The sequence below is a fragment of the Finegoldia sp. P1-F-LS genome (genome assembly GCF_052932205.1).
Genome location: NZ_JBRFJH010000001.1, coordinates 80,225 through 96,804, shown reverse-complemented (window position 1 = coordinate 96,804; position 16,580 = coordinate 80,225). Strand labels below are relative to the sequence as shown.

Below are 16,580 nucleotides of genomic sequence, written 5' to 3'. Positions count from 1 at the left end.
TTTTGTCTCCATTTATCAGTCAAATAATCTACAAATTAAATAATCTTTTCAGCTACTCTTAATTTTGCACTTCTAGCCCTAGAATTTTGCATCAATTCATCTTTTGAAGGTTCTATAGGCTTTCTAGTAATAATCTTAATTTCTGGTTTATGATTGCAAACACAAACTGGAATTTCCGGAGGACATATACAACCTTTCTGTCTTTGTCTGAAAATATCTTTGCAAATTTTATCCTCCAAAGAATGAAACGTTATTATGCAAATTCTGCCTTCAGGATTCAATAAATCTATAGAATCTCCTACAGCCTGTTCCAAAACATCTAATTCTTTGTTAACTTCAATTCTAATTGCTTGAAAAGTTTTCTTAGCGCTGTGGCCTTTTTGATTCATTCTAACCTTTTTAGGAATCGCTTTTTCAATTACCTCAACTAATTCGAAAGTAGTATAAATTGGTTTATTTTCTCTAGCATTACATATAAATTCAGCAATTCTTTTGGCCCATTTTTCATCTGAATATTTGAAAATAACATTTTCCAAGTCTTCTTTTGAATAAGTGTTCACAATATCTTTTGCACTTATTGGATTGGATTGATCCATTCTCATATCCAAATCAGCATCATGCATATAAGAAAATCCTCTGCTATCTTCATCAATTTGATACGAGCTAACACCTATATCCATTAGAATTCCATCGACTTTTTCGATGCCTAAGTTATGTAAATCACTTTTTATATTCTTAAAATTATCTTTTATGAAGATAACCTTATCTCCAAATTCTTTTAGTCTGTCTTTAGCGACTTTTAATGCGTCTTCGTCTTGATCAAAGCAAATCAATTTTCCATCGCCAATTCTTTTTGCAATTTCTCTGGAATGTCCAGCACCACCTACAGTGCAATCCACGTAAATCTTGCCGTCTCTGATATTCAAATTTTCGATGCATTCATTTAATAAAATTGGCACATGCTTGAATTCCATAATTCACCTACAAATCAAGATCATTTAAATCATCTGCTAAATCGTCATAGTTTAGTGAAGAATCATTAGAGTATTGTTCCCATTTTTCTTTATCCCATATTTCTATACGATTGGATACCCCAATAATTGCAACTTCTTTTTTTATATCTGCATAGCTTCTCAAGGATTGAGGAATTAAAAACCTTCCTTGCTTATCAATTTCTTGGTTACTAGCACCTGCAAAAAACACCCTTGAAAACGCTCTTGCTTGTCTTCTAGTCAATGACAACTTATTAAGCTTTTCAGTCATTTGGATAAAAGCGGATACAGGATATACAAAAAGACATTCATCCATTCCTTTTGTAATGTAGAATTCTTCTCCTATTTCATCTCTAAATTTTGAAGGCATAATAACGCGACCTTTTGAGTCTATATTATGAAAATATTCATTGATAAACATTTTTCCCTCCACTTTGTTCCACTTTCATTCCACTACATTAATAATATCTTTTATATATGATGATATCAATGTTTTTATCTGTTCTGAATATTTGTTCTTTATGATATTTACTAAAATTTAATTATATGTTAAAATACTCTACGTAATAAATTTTAAAGAGGATGAATATGAGAAAAAAATTTGGAATATTTTTAATGACAATAGGTATTTTACTTTTCGCTTTATATTTCGCAGCCAGATTAATACCTACTTATTACAGTGAAAATGATATAAGTAATGATATATCATCCACAGAAATGGAACAGAACAACAAAAAGGAATTCAAAAACGACTTTGATGCTGTAAACTCTATTAGCACAACAACGTCATTGTTTAATTTTACAGCTATAAGTGGAGAAAATGTTATTGGACAAATAATTATCCCTGACTATAATTTGAGTCTTCCTATACATCGTGGTGTAACTGATGAACATTTATTAAGTGGTGCAGCCACAATGAAAGAAAGCCAAAAAATGGGAGAAAAAAATTACACACTTACTGGTCACTATATGAAGAGAAATGGCTCTTTATTTAGTAAAGTGTATGATTTGACAAAGGGTACTAAAGTTTACATTACAGATAAGAAAAACATATACGAATATGAAATTGTAGATAGAAAAGTTACTGATTCTTATGCTTTTTATATGTTAGATGACGATAGAATTGAAAAATATGATAACAAACCAATTATTTCTTTGATGACATGCGATATGCCAAACGACCCCGACAACAGAGTATTTCAAATCGGAAAGCTCGTTAGATCATTTAAATACGACAAAAATTATTTCAAACAAAATTAAAGTAAAAATTTAAACCGCTGAGAATCTTAAAATTCTTCAGCGGTTTTTCCATATAAAAAACTCTCCTCATTATTGTGAGGAGAGTCTATTATGCTGTTTAAATATCTAAAATTTTACCATTTTTAGGAAAATCATAAATTACATCTTTTCGTTCAATTATAATTTTTGTTTTTTCATTTATTTTCTCATTAGCTCTTATTAGTTCAAATAGTTCTTTGGTAGGATTAATCGCTGTAGGTTTTCCCATCATATTAATCATAGAAAAATCTCCGGAAGTATCACCGTAACAATATGAGTTATCCACATCAATATCATAAGATTCAACAATTTTATCGATAACTGCTTTTTTGCTATTTTTATCCCACATTGGAACAACTTCTCCAGTATACATCCCCGATTTTTTTAGATACAAAGATGCCCTGTATTCTGTTACTCCGTAACTTTCAGCCATTTCTTTAACTAAAAAATCAGGACTTCCAGAAATAAAAAATATCAAATGATTATTTTCCTTGTGAAATTCTATCATCTTACGAGTATATCTGTATACCTTTTCTTTAACCTGGCTGATTACTTGATTAGATATAAATTCGTTGAACTCACTACTAAATCCCTTCAAGTTGTATTTGTACACATCAACTAGTTCGTTCAAATAATCATCATAGTCTATTTTTCTTTTTTCGTATTTTTGGTAGGCCGGATACACTTTTTCGTAGTATAATTTTTGATCAATTATTTCAAAATTGACTAGTTTTTTGAAATGCTCAATCATTAGAGAATCTCTCGCAATCGTTCCGTCAATATCAAAAAATGCGCCAATTTTCATTATTTTGTACTCCTAGATTCTTCAACTAATCTGTCGAACTTATCAATTATATTGCGAAACTCCAAGTTTTTTTTCTTATGGGTAATTGGATTCATTACATCTAAAATCAAAGAATACGCTAAACAAATAACGGCAGACGAAAATGTAAAAGTAAACATCATTAATAGTGTAAGTCCTATCTTATTTAAAATAGATAGCATGGACATTACAAAAAGTATTGCTGATATAACAAATAATACAGCAGTAAAAACATATTTTTTTTGTTTGCTTTGTAATTTATTATGTAAGAAATGTACAATAAGCAATAAAATTGCAACGAATATAAAAAATAGGAAGCTAACTGCTTTGTATTTCCATATTACAGATAAAATTGATTTCATGTCTATCCTCCTTTTTTTATTATATCATATATATTGAATTTTTATATTGCTTAATTATTTCAAATAAAAAAACCCGAGTGAACTCGGATTAGATGGTGCGCCTTCAGGGACTCGAACCCTGGGCCCACTGATTAAGAGTCAGTTGCTCTACCAACTGAGCTAAAGGCGCATATTAAGTTATAAAAAATGGTGCGCCTTCAGGGACTCGAACCCTGGGCCCACTGATTAAGAGTCAGTTGCTCTACCAACTGAGCTAAAGGCGCACATCTTTACCACAACAATATTATTATACACTATTTTAAGAATTTGTAAAGAGTTTTAAATAATTTTAATGTTATGATTAAAGCTATAAATAAAAGTAAGTAGATAATTTTCAAAATTATCTACTTCTTATTTTAAATTTAATAAATTTATTACCTTTGATTAATTATGAATGAAGATGGGATTTTTTCATTGTTTTTAAATTCTTTTTTCCACATTTCAGCATAGTTACCTATCGCCCATTCACTCATTATAATGGAATCATCTTTTGTTATAGGAATACTCCCTATCAATTTATTGTCGTTAGAGTAATCATAAATTAAAATTTCATCAGTTGTTTGTACAACTAATATTCTTTTATCTGGAGATGAATATGCATCTAAAGCACTGCTTTTTAAATTTTTAATTGATTGCCAGTTCATCGATAATTCATCTGTTGATATATTCAAATGTGAAACTATATTTAAGTTTATATTTTTTAATTTAATTTCGTTATTATCTTTTAAAGTGTATTGAGTTTGATAACTCCACTTACCAGAATTTCTTGTTATTCCTATGTTTTTGTAATCTTCATTCTTATCTTCAGTAGTTACCTCTATATTAGGGTCAGCAGATTCCTCAGCTATAGAACTTTTTAAGACATTGACAGCTTCTTTGCCCCCGATTTGGTCAATATTAAGTTCATTATTATTACTCATTTTATCTATATCAAAAATAGAATAATTTTCAAATTGATCTTTTATTTTCAAAATAGAAATATACTCTGGGCCAAGATACGTTATTTCTGAAGGCAAATCAAATTCTAATTTTCTATTGTCCTTTATATTTTCACCTGAATAAACTGGTTTTGCTATAAATTGTTCTACATAATTATTATCGAATTCGTTCTTTTTATATTCCATTATCCAAAATCCGTTTTTCCTTGGGAAAAACAATGCTGATGTTTGATAAATTTGAGCGCTATTTTTCTTGTCAATATCTAATAAAATAGTCCTGTATGAAATATCACTTTTACCATTTCGTACAACTTTATTTTTAATACCAATTAACATGGCAATATTTTCTTTGTCTTTTAAATTATTTCCTTTGTTTTCATAATACTTGCTTTCATATGTTGATTGGTAGTTTTCAATAAATGTTCGACTAACTTTATTCTCCGTCTTTTTCATGTAATAAAGCACGCCATTATATGGAAGAATTAGATTGTTTTTATCCATTACAACTACATCTTGGTAAAACTTGCTGCCATCAGAAATGGTAATTACCATTTTCTTATCTTTAGAAAAATTTTTACTCAAATTTTCATCGCTTGTCTTCTTGTTAATATAATTTTGTAAGCTTACAAATTTTGACGAGAACTTAGGGTTGATTGTAAATCTTTTCCCAAAAACAACTATTGATTCATCGACATAAAATTTCCCTATTTCATCTGATATTTTTGATTTAGAATCTGCGAAGCTTTCTTTCTTGTCTATTTGCCATACTCCTGCTGCGACCAATAAATTATTATCAGGAACTTTTACATTTTCGACTGCTGATTGTTCTTTATTTCTAAACATTATAAAAACAATCAATAATATCAAAACAATCGTACCTATCAATATACTAGTTGTCTTTTTCATTTTCATCATCTCCTAATGGCAATGTGAATGAAACAGTAGTTCCTTCATCTATCTTAGATTTAATCATCAACTCGCCTTTGTGAAGTTTTACTATTTCTTCACAAATAGAAAGCCCCAAACCAACATGTGAGTTTGAATTAGAACCTTTGTAGAATTTACCAGTTACTAATTCGATTTCTTCAAATGAAATTCCAATTCCAGTATCTATTATGGATACTTCTACAAATTTTTCAGTTTTTTCAATATTAATAATTATTGTTCCTTTATCCGGTGTGAATTTTATAGCATTATCCAAAATATTTATAAAAACTTGTTTGATTCTATCTTCATCAAAAGTTGCAATTAGTTCTGGGCTTTCGTAATTCAGTATCAAATCAATGCCTTTGGAACGAACTTTAGGAAGTAATTGATTTTTGATATGCTCAGCTAATTCTATTAGATTTTGTTTTCTTTTTACAATAGAAATTCTTCCGGAAGTAAATCTTGAAAAATCAAGCAATTCTTCAACCATAGTTGTCAGTCTATCACATTCACTATCTATAATATCAATTCCCATTGTAGTTGTTTCTAAATCCGAAGGATCGTATTTTAACGTTTGTGCCCATCCTTTGATAGAAGTTAATGGAGTTCTCAATTCATGTGAGACACTGGAAATAAACTCATTTTTTAATTGTTCTTTTTTGTTGATATTATCCGTTAACAAATTCAAAGTCATTCCTAATCTTCCAATTTCATCGGTATTATTTTCTTTTGCTCGTACTTCCATGTTGCCCTTTGCCATTTTTTCAGCTGTTTTTGCTAAGCTATTAATTGGCTTTACAATACTTTTTGTTAGAATTTTGCTCAATAAAATACTAAATAGTATTACTAAAAATCCAAATAGTGCAAACGAAACTGACTTCACTCTTATTGCTCTGTCAACGTCTTTTAAACTTGAAATGTATCTTAAAACTCCGACTTGTTTTCCACGAGATTCTAATGGAACGGATACTGAAATTATATTTGAATCAGAATAACTGACCTTTCCAGTATAGCTACCACTTTGGCCATTTACCGCGTTTACTACATCAGATGTTTCTATTTTTTTTCCTAGATTGGGACTTGCAATGGAATCAAATACAACAATTTGGTTATTGTCCAAAATTTGTACTTGACAATCTGTTTGTCGATAAAATTGGTTTTTATCTTCTGCGATTACTTCATCTAATTCATAATCAGCCATGTAGGAACTGTACAAATTTGTAGAATATCTTATTTCGTTGTTAAGAACACCTTCCATTGTGGAATAATAGTAAAACTTTGTAGCATAAATCGAAAATATAACAAGTATTATCGCAGTAATACTTGTTAAAAATACAAAGGAATACATTATTTTGTTTTTAATACTCATTATTTTTTATTTTCCCATCTGTAACCAACTCCCCAAACCGTAACAATATATTTTGGATGAGTTGAATCCTCTTCAATTTTACTTCTCAATCTTCTCATGTTAACATCTACTATTTTTGCATCGCCAATAAAATCTTCACCCCATGCTTTATCCATCAATTCATCTCTAGTAATTGCCTTTCCAGGATTTTGCATCAAAAGTTTTATGATGCTAAGTTCTGTTGGAGTTAATGTAATTTCTTTGCCATTTTTATAAAAGGTTCTCGAATACATATCAAGCTTGAATGTTTCATCTTCAATAATTTGACTATTATTTTGTTTTTGAGGACTTCTTCTTAAAACAGATTTTATTCTAAGTATCAACTCGCGAGGATTAAAAGGCTTTGTCAAATAATCGTCTGCGCCTCTCTCAAGCCCTTCGATTTTATCGTTATCTTGAGTTTTTGCAGTTAACATTATGATAACTATATTTGGAAATTTATTTCTTAGGATTTTGCATACTTCAAACCCATCAATTCCAGGAAGCATTATATCCAATACTGCAACATCTGGTTTGTTTAGTTCTGCAAGTTCTACTCCTTTTTCTCCAGAATCCGCTTCCAAAATTTCAAATCCTTCTCTTGCTAAATTTATTTTTGTAAATTGTCTAATATTATCTTCATCTTCTACTAAAAGAACTTTAATACTCATATCACACCTCATGTATTATTATAACCCATAATTTAGCTAATTCAATTGATTTAAATAATTGTTAAGAAAATCTTCAACCTCTTGTTCACAATTTTTGTCGTAATGTTTCTCTATTACATATCCTTTTCTCAAATTTACAAGAATCATTTTAATATTTTTATTGTATTTTTTGTTCAAAACGTAAGAATAAAACTTCAATTGCATGTGGTATTTTTCGTACAAGTATTCTTGTGATTGTGAACTTATTTTATAATCATAAACTTTTATTTCACTATCACTAAATTCTACTCTGTCCATAAATCCAGAAATCATAAGATTTTCGTACAATAAATTAAAATCCATTTCATTTTTATAATTGGAAAAATCTTTTATAAATTTGTTAAAATTTTCAGTTGCAACATCGAAAATTTTCTTTTCATCGTTATTTAAGAAATCTACTTCTGTGATATGTGGAATATTGTTTCCGTCAGATAATTTTGCATACATATGAACCAAATTACCGAGCAATATATAATTTATTGTAGTTTTTTTAAGATTACCTTCAAAAATTTCTTCGTCAGAATTTAATATACTAGTAATACCAATAGGAATAAACTTTTCAATTTCAACTTTTTTCGGTTCTGCTCTTTTGAAATTAATTTCTTTTGTTTCCAATAAAAAAGGTATATCTCTCATATCCAAAAACTTGATGCTACCTCTTTGTTGCAAATCTTCAATATATGGACTAATTTGCTTAAAATGTCCTGATTTTTTCGAATTTGAAAACGACAATTCTTTTTTAGCACGAGTGAATGCTGTATAATACACGTTATCAACTTCGTAGTCTTCCTCTTCTTCTATTAGTTTCTCAACTTTAGACATTCTAAATTTTGAAAAAGGAAAATCCAATACGAATTGCATCTGAATGTTTTCGTTGTCTATAAATAATAGAAATTTATCTTTGTTATTCGAAGGTTTTGACAAATTATCCACTATAACTTTTTCAAATCCCAAACCTTTTGACTTATGAATAGTCATAAGTTTGACCAAATCGCTGTGTTCGTCTTCATAAGACATTTGATATAAATTACTGTTATTTTCAAAATACTCTACAAAATCTTCTACACTGTAGTTGTTGGAATCAAATTGCTTTGCAATTTCCAAAAATTTAATAACATTTGCTTTTGCTTGAAGATCATCAAATATTCTTAAGTAATCAATTTTCTCAATATAATTGGATATTGAATCATATAGCGTATATTTTGTAAGATTTTCAGTGAAATCCTCAACTTCCTCATCAATTTTTTTCATAGTTGATTGATAGTTCTCAGTTTGGTTTAATATTTCATTGTAATCCACATCATAAACATTAGATAGAATTCCTACTTTACTTATTTCATCACTATACCTTGCATATTTTATGAACTGAATCAGATTTAATATTTCTCTGCACTCTTCTAATCCTTGTTTGTCGAAAATATAATACGGAATATTTCTGTTATTCAAACTTTTTTCGTATTCAGAGAAATCATTCTTGGTTCTAGCTAAGATTGCAGTGTCTTTGAAATTATCTTTATTGATGTAAGAAACCAGAACATCTGTTGAATCATCTTTTGTTTTTGCATCCTTATTGTTGAGCTTAAACTCATCTCTGCCGATAACATCTCCCACTTCATTAACTGCAATTAAGCTATCATATCTATTCTTCATTTTATTGGAATAAATATAATTAATCGGTTCCATAATATTTGGATGAGTTCTGTGATTTTCATGGAAAGTTATATCTTTTCCGCCGCTTTTTTTGATGTCTTCTCTAGTTTTTTCGAATACTTTTATGTTAGCTCCTCTAAAGCTATATATAGCTTGTTTAGGATCACCTACTACGAAAAGATTATTTCTATCTAAAGCCTCGTTATCGCTGCACAACATATAAAAAATATCTCGTTGAAGATTTGATGTGTCTTGATATTCATCTATCATAAAATATTTGTATTTTTGTTTACAAGATTTAAGAATATCTTCATTTTCTAAAGCTTTTTTGCACATTATTTCAATATCATTAAAATCCAGAAAGCTTTTTTCATTCTTTTTTATTGAATACTCCCTATTAATATCTATTAAAATATCAAAAAAGCCTTCATACAAATCTACATATTGTTTTTCTTTATTAGAAAGTATAGCATCAACTCTCTTGTTAATTTCATCTATAATTTCTTGAACATTTTCTTTCTTGCTCTCTCCCAAATTATCATAACTTTCTAACAAAAATTGAGTAAATTCTTGGATTTCCAAATTTTGCTTATCATCATGCAAAAATTTGTAAAGTCTGCTATTTTTTGTAAGTCCTTTGATACTACCTGATTCTTCTTTTAAATCGAAAAGATAATTTTTGATTCCGATTATATCTTCATCGTCAACATTTCTCAAATTAGTTAATAGAAGAAGTGTTTCTCTTTTGATTAGCTTAAAATCAATGTTGTTGGTTCTTAATTTATTGAATGAATCTCTGATAATTTTAAGTGTATCTGAATATGAAATATCTAACTTTCTACCAAGTTTTTTGATAAAATCAATTCTATTTTCTAGGATTTTGTCAAAAATTTCATTGAGCAGTTTGTTAGCTTGATCATCTTCTATGATTTGAAAACTAGGATCTATAGATAAATAGTACGAATTATCTGATACTATTTTTTTGCAAAAAGATGAAATCGTAGATACGTTTATATCGTCAATCAATCTAGGATTATTTAGCTTTTGAATGATTCTATCCTTCATTTCATCAGCAGCTTTGTTGGTGAAAGTTATGCACACGATACTTTTGATATCAATTCCTTTCTCGTACATATATCTAAATCTTTCAGATACTACTTCTGTTTTACCAGTTCCTGCGCCTGCATTTACACACACATTTTGATTTATAGTAGAATAAGCTAATTTTTGATTTTCGCTAAATTTAATCATCTCTAGCCTCTTTTTCTGTGTTCTTTAACTTGCAAATTTTATTATAATCGCAATATTTACAAGAATTATCATCACTCGCTTTTATAAATAATCTCTTATTTCTAATGTTTTCTCTGAACTCATTTACTTTTTGAATCATTATTTCATCTAGTTGAGCTTTTGAAATATTTTGAAGAAATTCATATTCTTCATTATCTTTAATGCTCTTGTATTTGCAGCTTACAACATCTCCATATGAAGAATAAATTGCAAATTGAAATCCTTTGTTCTTATCCAAATCTTTTGCTTTTCTGAAACTATTCTTTGATAATTTGTAATCTATTAATCGAATCTTACCTGAATCTGTTTTATCGACTCTGTCTATTCTTCCAGTAAATTTCGTACTTTCATCCAAACTAATGATAAAATCTTCCTCTAATTTGAATGGATAGAACTTCTCTCTTTCGTTTTTCATATTGTAAATATCAGTTCGCACAAAATCTTTGAGTTTATTTAAGTATTTTTCGTAATCGAATTCATTTTCCTTGATATCTGTGTTTAAGCCGAACTTTTCAAATGAATTTTTAAGTAAACCATCTAAACTGGATATATCTAATTCACACTTCCCATCAATAGCATCTTTTATTTGAGAAATATTAATTCCGTAAAATTCTTCTAATGTGTTGTGCAAAATAGTTCCAATATCCAATAGTCTTGATTTTATTTGTGGTCTTAGTTTCAAATAATATCTAAAATAAAATTTCATTGGACATTCAAAGTATGTTTCAAGTTTAGTTGATGATAATTCTTTGTTCAAAATATATTGAGTAGTCTTATCGTCTACTTCAAAATCAGAAATATCCTTTGATGATATTCTACTTTCAATTCTGTTCAAGTGTTGTTTTAGAGAATATTTTTCATAAACTGATATACTGTGTAATTTTTTGGTATCGACTTTTTTGATGTTTTGTGAATTAATTTTAGCGATTTTTTGATTTTGTTTTATATTTTTATCTAAAATCAACCTTGATTTTACATTGCTTTCAGTATTATACGATAGATAAATTTTCCTATCCGCTCTGCTAACAGCATCAATAAATCTGTCAATATTTCGTCTTCTATTATCTGCATCAGACAAAATATCAATTCCATTGTTTTGTAGAAAAACTATGTTGTCCTCGTTGTTAAAGAAATCATAATTCATCTTCCCTGGAATTACATCATCATTCATATTTACGACGTATAAAACATCATAGTTTGAAAGCCTAATATCTGTCAAGCTGTATATTCTAATTCCATCAACCAAATAATCTGTAGAATCCACTTTCAAATTTTTTATCAAATCTATCAAATAAGAGTTAATATTTTTCGACTTTTTGACAAGTTCAGCATATGTTTTGTCCAAATCCTCAAGGATTATTAAAAGTTTTTCAGCAAACAATTTAAATCCTACATCCTCGCTCTCTTTTTGTTGAACAAGCTCAATAAGATTAGACAAAATCATATTGTCCTTTTCTATAAAAGAATGGTAATATGATTTAATTTTTTCTAAAATTTCTAAATTAGTTCCGTAATTTACATTTAATTTTAAAATTTTTTCTAAATCTTCCCATTTGTCAAAATCAAAATCCGACAATATATTTCTGAAATTAATTTTATCTTTCAAATCAAATTCAAGAAAACAACTATCTAGTAAAGAAAAAATATACTGCTTAAAAGATCTATTTTTATCTAATAGATTAATAATATCAGAAAAAATTTTGTAGTCTCGGTATGAAATATAATCGTCTCCAAAAACTGGAATATCGTGTAGTTTTAAAGTGTTTAGTATTTCTCTTTTTGATGAATCCTTTTCTAAAAGAATTGCCATTTTATTATAGTCATAGATATATGAATCATTTGCAATCTCATCGATTAGTCTGTCTTTTTCTAATATTTCGTTGGTTAATTTAACAACCTTTTTTTCTATAAATTTGTTTGGATTTGATTTTTCATCGTTTTGAACAACTTCAAATCCAATATCTTGCAATTGATTTGCCAATTTGCTTTTGTATTCATTGTAATAATCGACAAAAACATAGACATTGATATCGTAATTTTTTAACTGCTTTATAATTTCCAATTCGATTGGGCGAAACTCACTGAATCCATGAATGTAAATATCCTTGTTATTTTGTATGTTGAAATTATGTGTTTCATAGGCATCAAATTTATCCAGAAGATTATATTGACTCATAATTTTTTGGTATCTCTCGTATACTTTGCTCAAAATATTTAAGCTAACATTGTGTGTTGAAATTTCTCCAAGATCATCTGTGCTTTTATTTGAATACTTGCATGCAGAAATAAATCTTTTGGATGAATTTATCATTCCATTCGAATTGAAGAATTTATTATCTTCAAACTCACCTTCATCAATGAGTTCTTGAATAGCTATTCTCAAAATAAGGTCTGTCAAATAAGTTGAAATATCTGAAGCATTAACTAAATCGTCAATCGTCCATATCTTCACATCACATAACACTGATTGTTCTTTCAAAAACTTGTTTCGAATATTTTTGATCAACTTTCTATTTGGCAAAATCAAAATAAAATCAGTATTTCCATTCGTAATCTGATTTTTTAAATAAGATATATTATCGTCAAAAAGTTTTGAAGAATTTGAATTAGTGTATACAATTCTATTGTTCATCATAATCTCCTATAAATTCTTGCAAAATCGAGTTTTTAGGAACTATTGAATCGTCTTTGATTTCTATAAAATAATTCAAAATCGATTTTAACCTTTCAATTTCTGTAAAGTTTGGACCATTCTTGTCATAATTATCTACTAATTTCAAAACGTATTTTTTCAAAATATTAATTTCATAAATTAATGATGAGTCTATTATGCTGTCTGCTTCATTTTGATAAGGAAAAACATTGATATATTCAGCGGCATGAACTCTTGGCCATTCAGATAATGTATCATCGACACTTTTATCTCTTTGAACAAAATCTCTTACCATTCTTCTCATAAGTCTCATATCTGTAGTTGAAATTCTATTGTGACAATCAATACTAAGTTGTGTCAATGCTGACACATAAATTTTGTACTTATCTTTTTCTGGAACTAGACTTGTAAGTTTTGGATTTAGTCCATGAATTCCTTCGACAATAATAATTCCATTATTATCTAGTTTCGTGTAAGTGTCGCCATATTCTCTTTCTCCTGTAATGAAATTATAAATTGGCAGGTTTACATAATCTCCTTCTAATAATCTCATTAAATCTGTGTTAAATGTTTTTAAGTCAAGTGCATTAATAGATTCATAATCTTTATTTCCATCTTCATCCAAAGGCGTGTCTACTCTATTCACAAAATAATTATCCATAGAAATAGGTATAGGATTTTTGCCTCTGACAGCTAATTGCACAGAAAGTCTTTCTGCCATTGTAGTTTTGCCAGATGAGGAAGGACCAGATATTTGTACTAATCTTGCATTATTGTAAATTATCTTATCTGCTATATAAGAAATTTGGTTTTCAAAATAAGCTTCATTAACACTAACTAAAAAATCCATATTACCATCTTGAATTTTTTCATTCAAGCTTCCCACATATCCTATATCCAACATATCTGTCCATTTTTTTGATTTGGAAAATATTTTGGATAGTGCTTTTTGTTCTTTGAAATCAGTAAATTCATTGTTATTGCTAACACTCAATGCAATTCCTGGAAAATAATTTATAAGTTTGTAGTATTTCAAAAATCTAGTGTATGGAGCAACAAATCCTTCTATTCCAAAGTAATGATCCAGACATTTGTACAGATACACCTCTTCTTTATCTAAACTTTTTAGTAGTCTTGATTTTTGAATGTAGCCTTCCTTTTCGAAAATATCAAAAGCTTCTTTTCTAGAAACTTTTACTCTTTCAATTCTCAGATTTTGATTAATCAAATCGTCCATCAATTTCCTAATTTCTTCCAAATCTTTAAAATGAATTTCGTTGTTATTTTCAAATTCAAGATACATGTAGTCACCAATTGTGTATTCAACTTCCAATTGGTCTTTTGGAAATTTTAATTTAAATGCCAATAGCAACAATAAAATACCAGTTTGCATCAATGTGTCTTGTGAGTAAACACTTTTTTCATTTACAAACTCAATTGTATCTCCATTCTCAACATAACTCATAATATCGACAAGTTTATTGTTTTTTAATGCGACAATGCTATCTTCGAATCCATATTTAATAGCATAATCATAAATCGTTTTATCTTCATAGTCGTATATTTTATTGTTGTTAATTATCTTAATCATATTTGCTCTCCAAATCGTTCAATATCTTTTCAAATAAATCATCTCTTTTGCTTTCAAAAACCATAGATTCGTATTTTTGATATTTTTCCATTTTTTCTGGAAATACTAGCTTGTATGAGTGCAATAATTGAAAATTCAAATCGTATTTATTCTTGAAATATTTGTTAACTTCTCTGTTTCCATATTTAATATCACCTATAATTGGATGATTTATATGAGATAAATGAGCTCTAATCTGATGAGTTCTTCCAGTCAACAAGTCAACATTTACTAGAGAATATTTTCCGAAATTCTTCACATTCCATACTTTAGTCATGCTTTTTTTGCCACTAGAATTAATTACAGATTTGTTTTTATCATTATCTTTTTCCAATGCCAAATCAATTGTTTGATCTTTAAGATTGCCAACTACAATAGTTTCGTAAATCTTGGTAATTTCGTGTTTTTTAAATAAATCATTGAAATATTTCAAACTATCGTATGTTTTTGCACCAACGACAATACCAGATGTGTTTCGATCTAATCTATTAACTAAAGCTGGTGTAAATGTAGAGTTTTGTGTTGGTTTAAACTGGTTTGTTTTAATCAAATAACTTACCATCATGTCTACTATATTTTTCCCATAATCTTGTGGGTTTGCTGCGTGAGATAATACTCCAGTTTTTTTATTTATCAATATCAAATCATCATCTTCATAAATTATATCCAAATTAAAATCATCAGCAGTGTATATTCTATTATCTTGATATTTTTCAATTACTTCATCGTACAAATAAATATTTACCACATCATCAATTTTTAAATTATAATCAGGTTCTGTCCTTTTTTTATTTACTTTTATTTTTTTAGTTCTAATAAGTTTTTGGATATGATTTTTGCTCATTTTTGGCATCAATTTCATAAGAAACCTATCTACTCTTTGATTGCTATTTGAATTGTCTATATTTATATGTCTCATTATTACTCCTATTTGAAAAATTCTTAAAAAATCATTATAATTTAATAAGGAAGGTGAAAAATGAAAAATTTTATTGATACAATAGTAGACTTTATTTATAAATTTGCAAAGCTTTTGTTATTATTACTCATCCTAGTATTCACAACATTTTATGTTTACAAAACAATTGAATCAATGTTTTCTAAAAACTACACAAGTTCTCAAACTTATTCAAAGGATTTAAAAATCCAACAAGTTACTGACGAAGTAAAAGACATTGAAATCACAATTCCACCTGAAGCAAAAGACTTGGATGTGTCCAAGATTTTAATCAGTGGAAACATAATAAAAAATGAACAAGAATTCTTGGACTACTTAAAACAAAATAATGTTACAGCTTTTAAAGATGGCAATTACAAATTAAATAAAAATATGACTACAGAAGAAATAGTAAATCAAATAAAGAAATAATTAATATCCCTTATTGACATAAGAATCGATAAGGGATTTTTTCTTTATTGGTTCAAAAACATTATTTGCTATCAAATGTTGTTTGATATTTTCATTTATTGTGTGAAAAATCATCTTTTCATAATCTTTGAGTACAATTTCAAAAAGATTATCCCTCATTCTGTAAGACAAAATGTCTATGTAATATGCTTCAACATTCTTGTATTCTATTAATTCCAGTATTTTTAAAATAGTATTATCTTTTTCTAAATAATAGTTTCTGCATTTATTTAATGATGCAAGGTATTTTTTATGTTTCTTGTTTTTATATTTGTTAGCTATTGTATTGTATTCTTTTGCTTTTAAATTATAATATTGATAGTTAAAAATCCCCTCATTTACTGTTTTAATTTCAGTAAATGGTCTTAAATTAAAACTATTAATCAATACGTTGTTCCTTGAAATAAATTCTTGCTTTGTTATTTTCTCCTCATCTAACAGATCAATCAATTCATTTCTTTTTTTTACATAAAAATCTACATTTCTTTTCATA

At 27.9% G+C, this 16,580-nt stretch carries 14 protein-coding genes and 2 tRNA genes; 2 read left to right on the top strand and 14 right to left on the bottom strand.

Going from position 1 to position 16,580, the window contains the following annotated elements:
- Positions 1-35: 35 nt before the first annotated feature.
- Together rsmH and mraZ are read right to left on the bottom strand one after the other, a co-directional pair.
- On the bottom strand, positions 36-974 hold the full coding sequence (gene rsmH / locus ACU68Y_RS00680; protein WP_446755207.1) for a 16S rRNA (cytosine(1402)-N(4))-methyltransferase RsmH: 939 nt from the start codon (positions 972-974) through the stop codon (positions 36-38).
- Positions 975-981: 7 nt separating this feature from the next.
- Positions 982-1,413 (bottom strand): division/cell wall cluster transcriptional repressor MraZ, encoded by a 432-nt coding sequence (gene mraZ, locus ACU68Y_RS00675; protein ID WP_002838414.1) that lies wholly within the window; start codon positions 1,411-1,413, stop codon positions 982-984.
- Positions 1,414-1,580: 167 nt separating this feature from the next.
- Here mraZ and ACU68Y_RS00670 point away from each other — a divergent pair, with 167 nt between their 5' ends.
- Positions 1,581-2,252: a class A sortase gene (locus tag ACU68Y_RS00670; protein WP_446755206.1), complete on the top strand. Its 672-nt coding sequence runs from the start codon at positions 1,581-1,583 to the stop codon at positions 2,250-2,252.
- A gap of 97 nt (positions 2,253-2,349) precedes the next feature.
- Here the strand turns inward: ACU68Y_RS00670 and ACU68Y_RS00665 are convergent, their stop codons facing one another.
- From ACU68Y_RS00665 to ACU68Y_RS00615, 11 genes are all read right to left on the bottom strand, one after another.
- Complete coding sequence (locus tag ACU68Y_RS00665) at positions 2,350-3,075, bottom strand: HAD family hydrolase (protein ID WP_012290514.1); 726 nt, start codon at positions 3,073-3,075, stop codon at positions 2,350-2,352.
- On the bottom strand, positions 3,075-3,455 hold the full coding sequence (locus tag ACU68Y_RS00660; protein WP_002839428.1) for a hypothetical protein: 381 nt from the start codon (positions 3,453-3,455) through the stop codon (positions 3,075-3,077). Before ACU68Y_RS00660 ends, ACU68Y_RS00665 begins: the two co-directional genes overlap by 1 nt.
- A gap of 93 nt (positions 3,456-3,548) precedes the next feature.
- Positions 3,549-3,624: transfer RNA gene (locus ACU68Y_RS00655), tRNA-Lys, on the bottom strand.
- 18 nt (positions 3,625-3,642) lie between these two features.
- Positions 3,643-3,718, bottom strand: a tRNA-Lys gene (locus ACU68Y_RS00650).
- Between the two features lie 150 nt (positions 3,719-3,868).
- On the bottom strand, positions 3,869-5,338 hold the full coding sequence (locus ACU68Y_RS00645; RefSeq protein WP_002839373.1) for a hypothetical protein: 1,470 nt from the start codon (positions 5,336-5,338) through the stop codon (positions 3,869-3,871).
- The gene (locus ACU68Y_RS00640) at positions 5,322-6,728 is read right to left on the bottom strand and encodes a sensor histidine kinase (protein ID WP_002842287.1); all 1,407 of its coding nucleotides are present in this window, start codon (positions 6,726-6,728) and stop codon (positions 5,322-5,324) included. The genes ACU68Y_RS00645 and ACU68Y_RS00640 overlap by 17 nt, the downstream gene beginning before the upstream one ends.
- On the bottom strand, positions 6,728-7,417 hold the full coding sequence (locus tag ACU68Y_RS00635; protein WP_002838205.1) for a response regulator transcription factor: 690 nt from the start codon (positions 7,415-7,417) through the stop codon (positions 6,728-6,730). Before ACU68Y_RS00635 ends, ACU68Y_RS00640 begins: the two co-directional genes overlap by 1 nt.
- 36 nt (positions 7,418-7,453) lie before the next feature.
- Positions 7,454-10,357, bottom strand: coding sequence for a UvrD-helicase domain-containing protein (locus ACU68Y_RS00630; protein ID WP_446755205.1), 2,904 nt, complete (start codon positions 10,355-10,357; stop codon positions 7,454-7,456).
- Positions 10,350-13,028, bottom strand: coding sequence for a PD-(D/E)XK nuclease family protein (locus ACU68Y_RS00625; RefSeq protein ID WP_446755204.1), 2,679 nt, complete (start codon positions 13,026-13,028; stop codon positions 10,350-10,352). The genes ACU68Y_RS00630 and ACU68Y_RS00625 overlap by 8 nt, the downstream gene beginning before the upstream one ends.
- Positions 13,018-14,640 (bottom strand): nucleoside kinase, encoded by a 1,623-nt coding sequence (locus tag ACU68Y_RS00620; RefSeq protein WP_311433080.1) that lies wholly within the window; start codon positions 14,638-14,640, stop codon positions 13,018-13,020. Before ACU68Y_RS00620 ends, ACU68Y_RS00625 begins: the two co-directional genes overlap by 11 nt.
- Positions 14,633-15,598: an RluA family pseudouridine synthase gene (locus ACU68Y_RS00615; RefSeq protein WP_446755203.1), complete on the bottom strand. Its 966-nt coding sequence runs from the start codon at positions 15,596-15,598 to the stop codon at positions 14,633-14,635. Before ACU68Y_RS00615 ends, ACU68Y_RS00620 begins: the two co-directional genes overlap by 8 nt.
- Positions 15,599-15,658: 60 nt before the next feature.
- Here ACU68Y_RS00615 and ACU68Y_RS00610 point away from each other — a divergent pair, with 60 nt between their 5' ends.
- Entirely contained in the window at positions 15,659-16,048 is a 390-nt protein-coding gene (locus ACU68Y_RS00610; RefSeq protein WP_304151707.1) for a hypothetical protein, read from the top strand.
- Here ACU68Y_RS00610 and ACU68Y_RS00605 read toward each other — a convergent pair whose 3' ends face one another.
- The gene (locus ACU68Y_RS00605; protein ID WP_446755202.1) at positions 16,049-16,579 is read right to left on the bottom strand and encodes a DUF6648 family protein; all 531 of its coding nucleotides are present in this window, start codon (positions 16,577-16,579) and stop codon (positions 16,049-16,051) included.
- Position 16,580 lies beyond the last annotated feature (1 nt).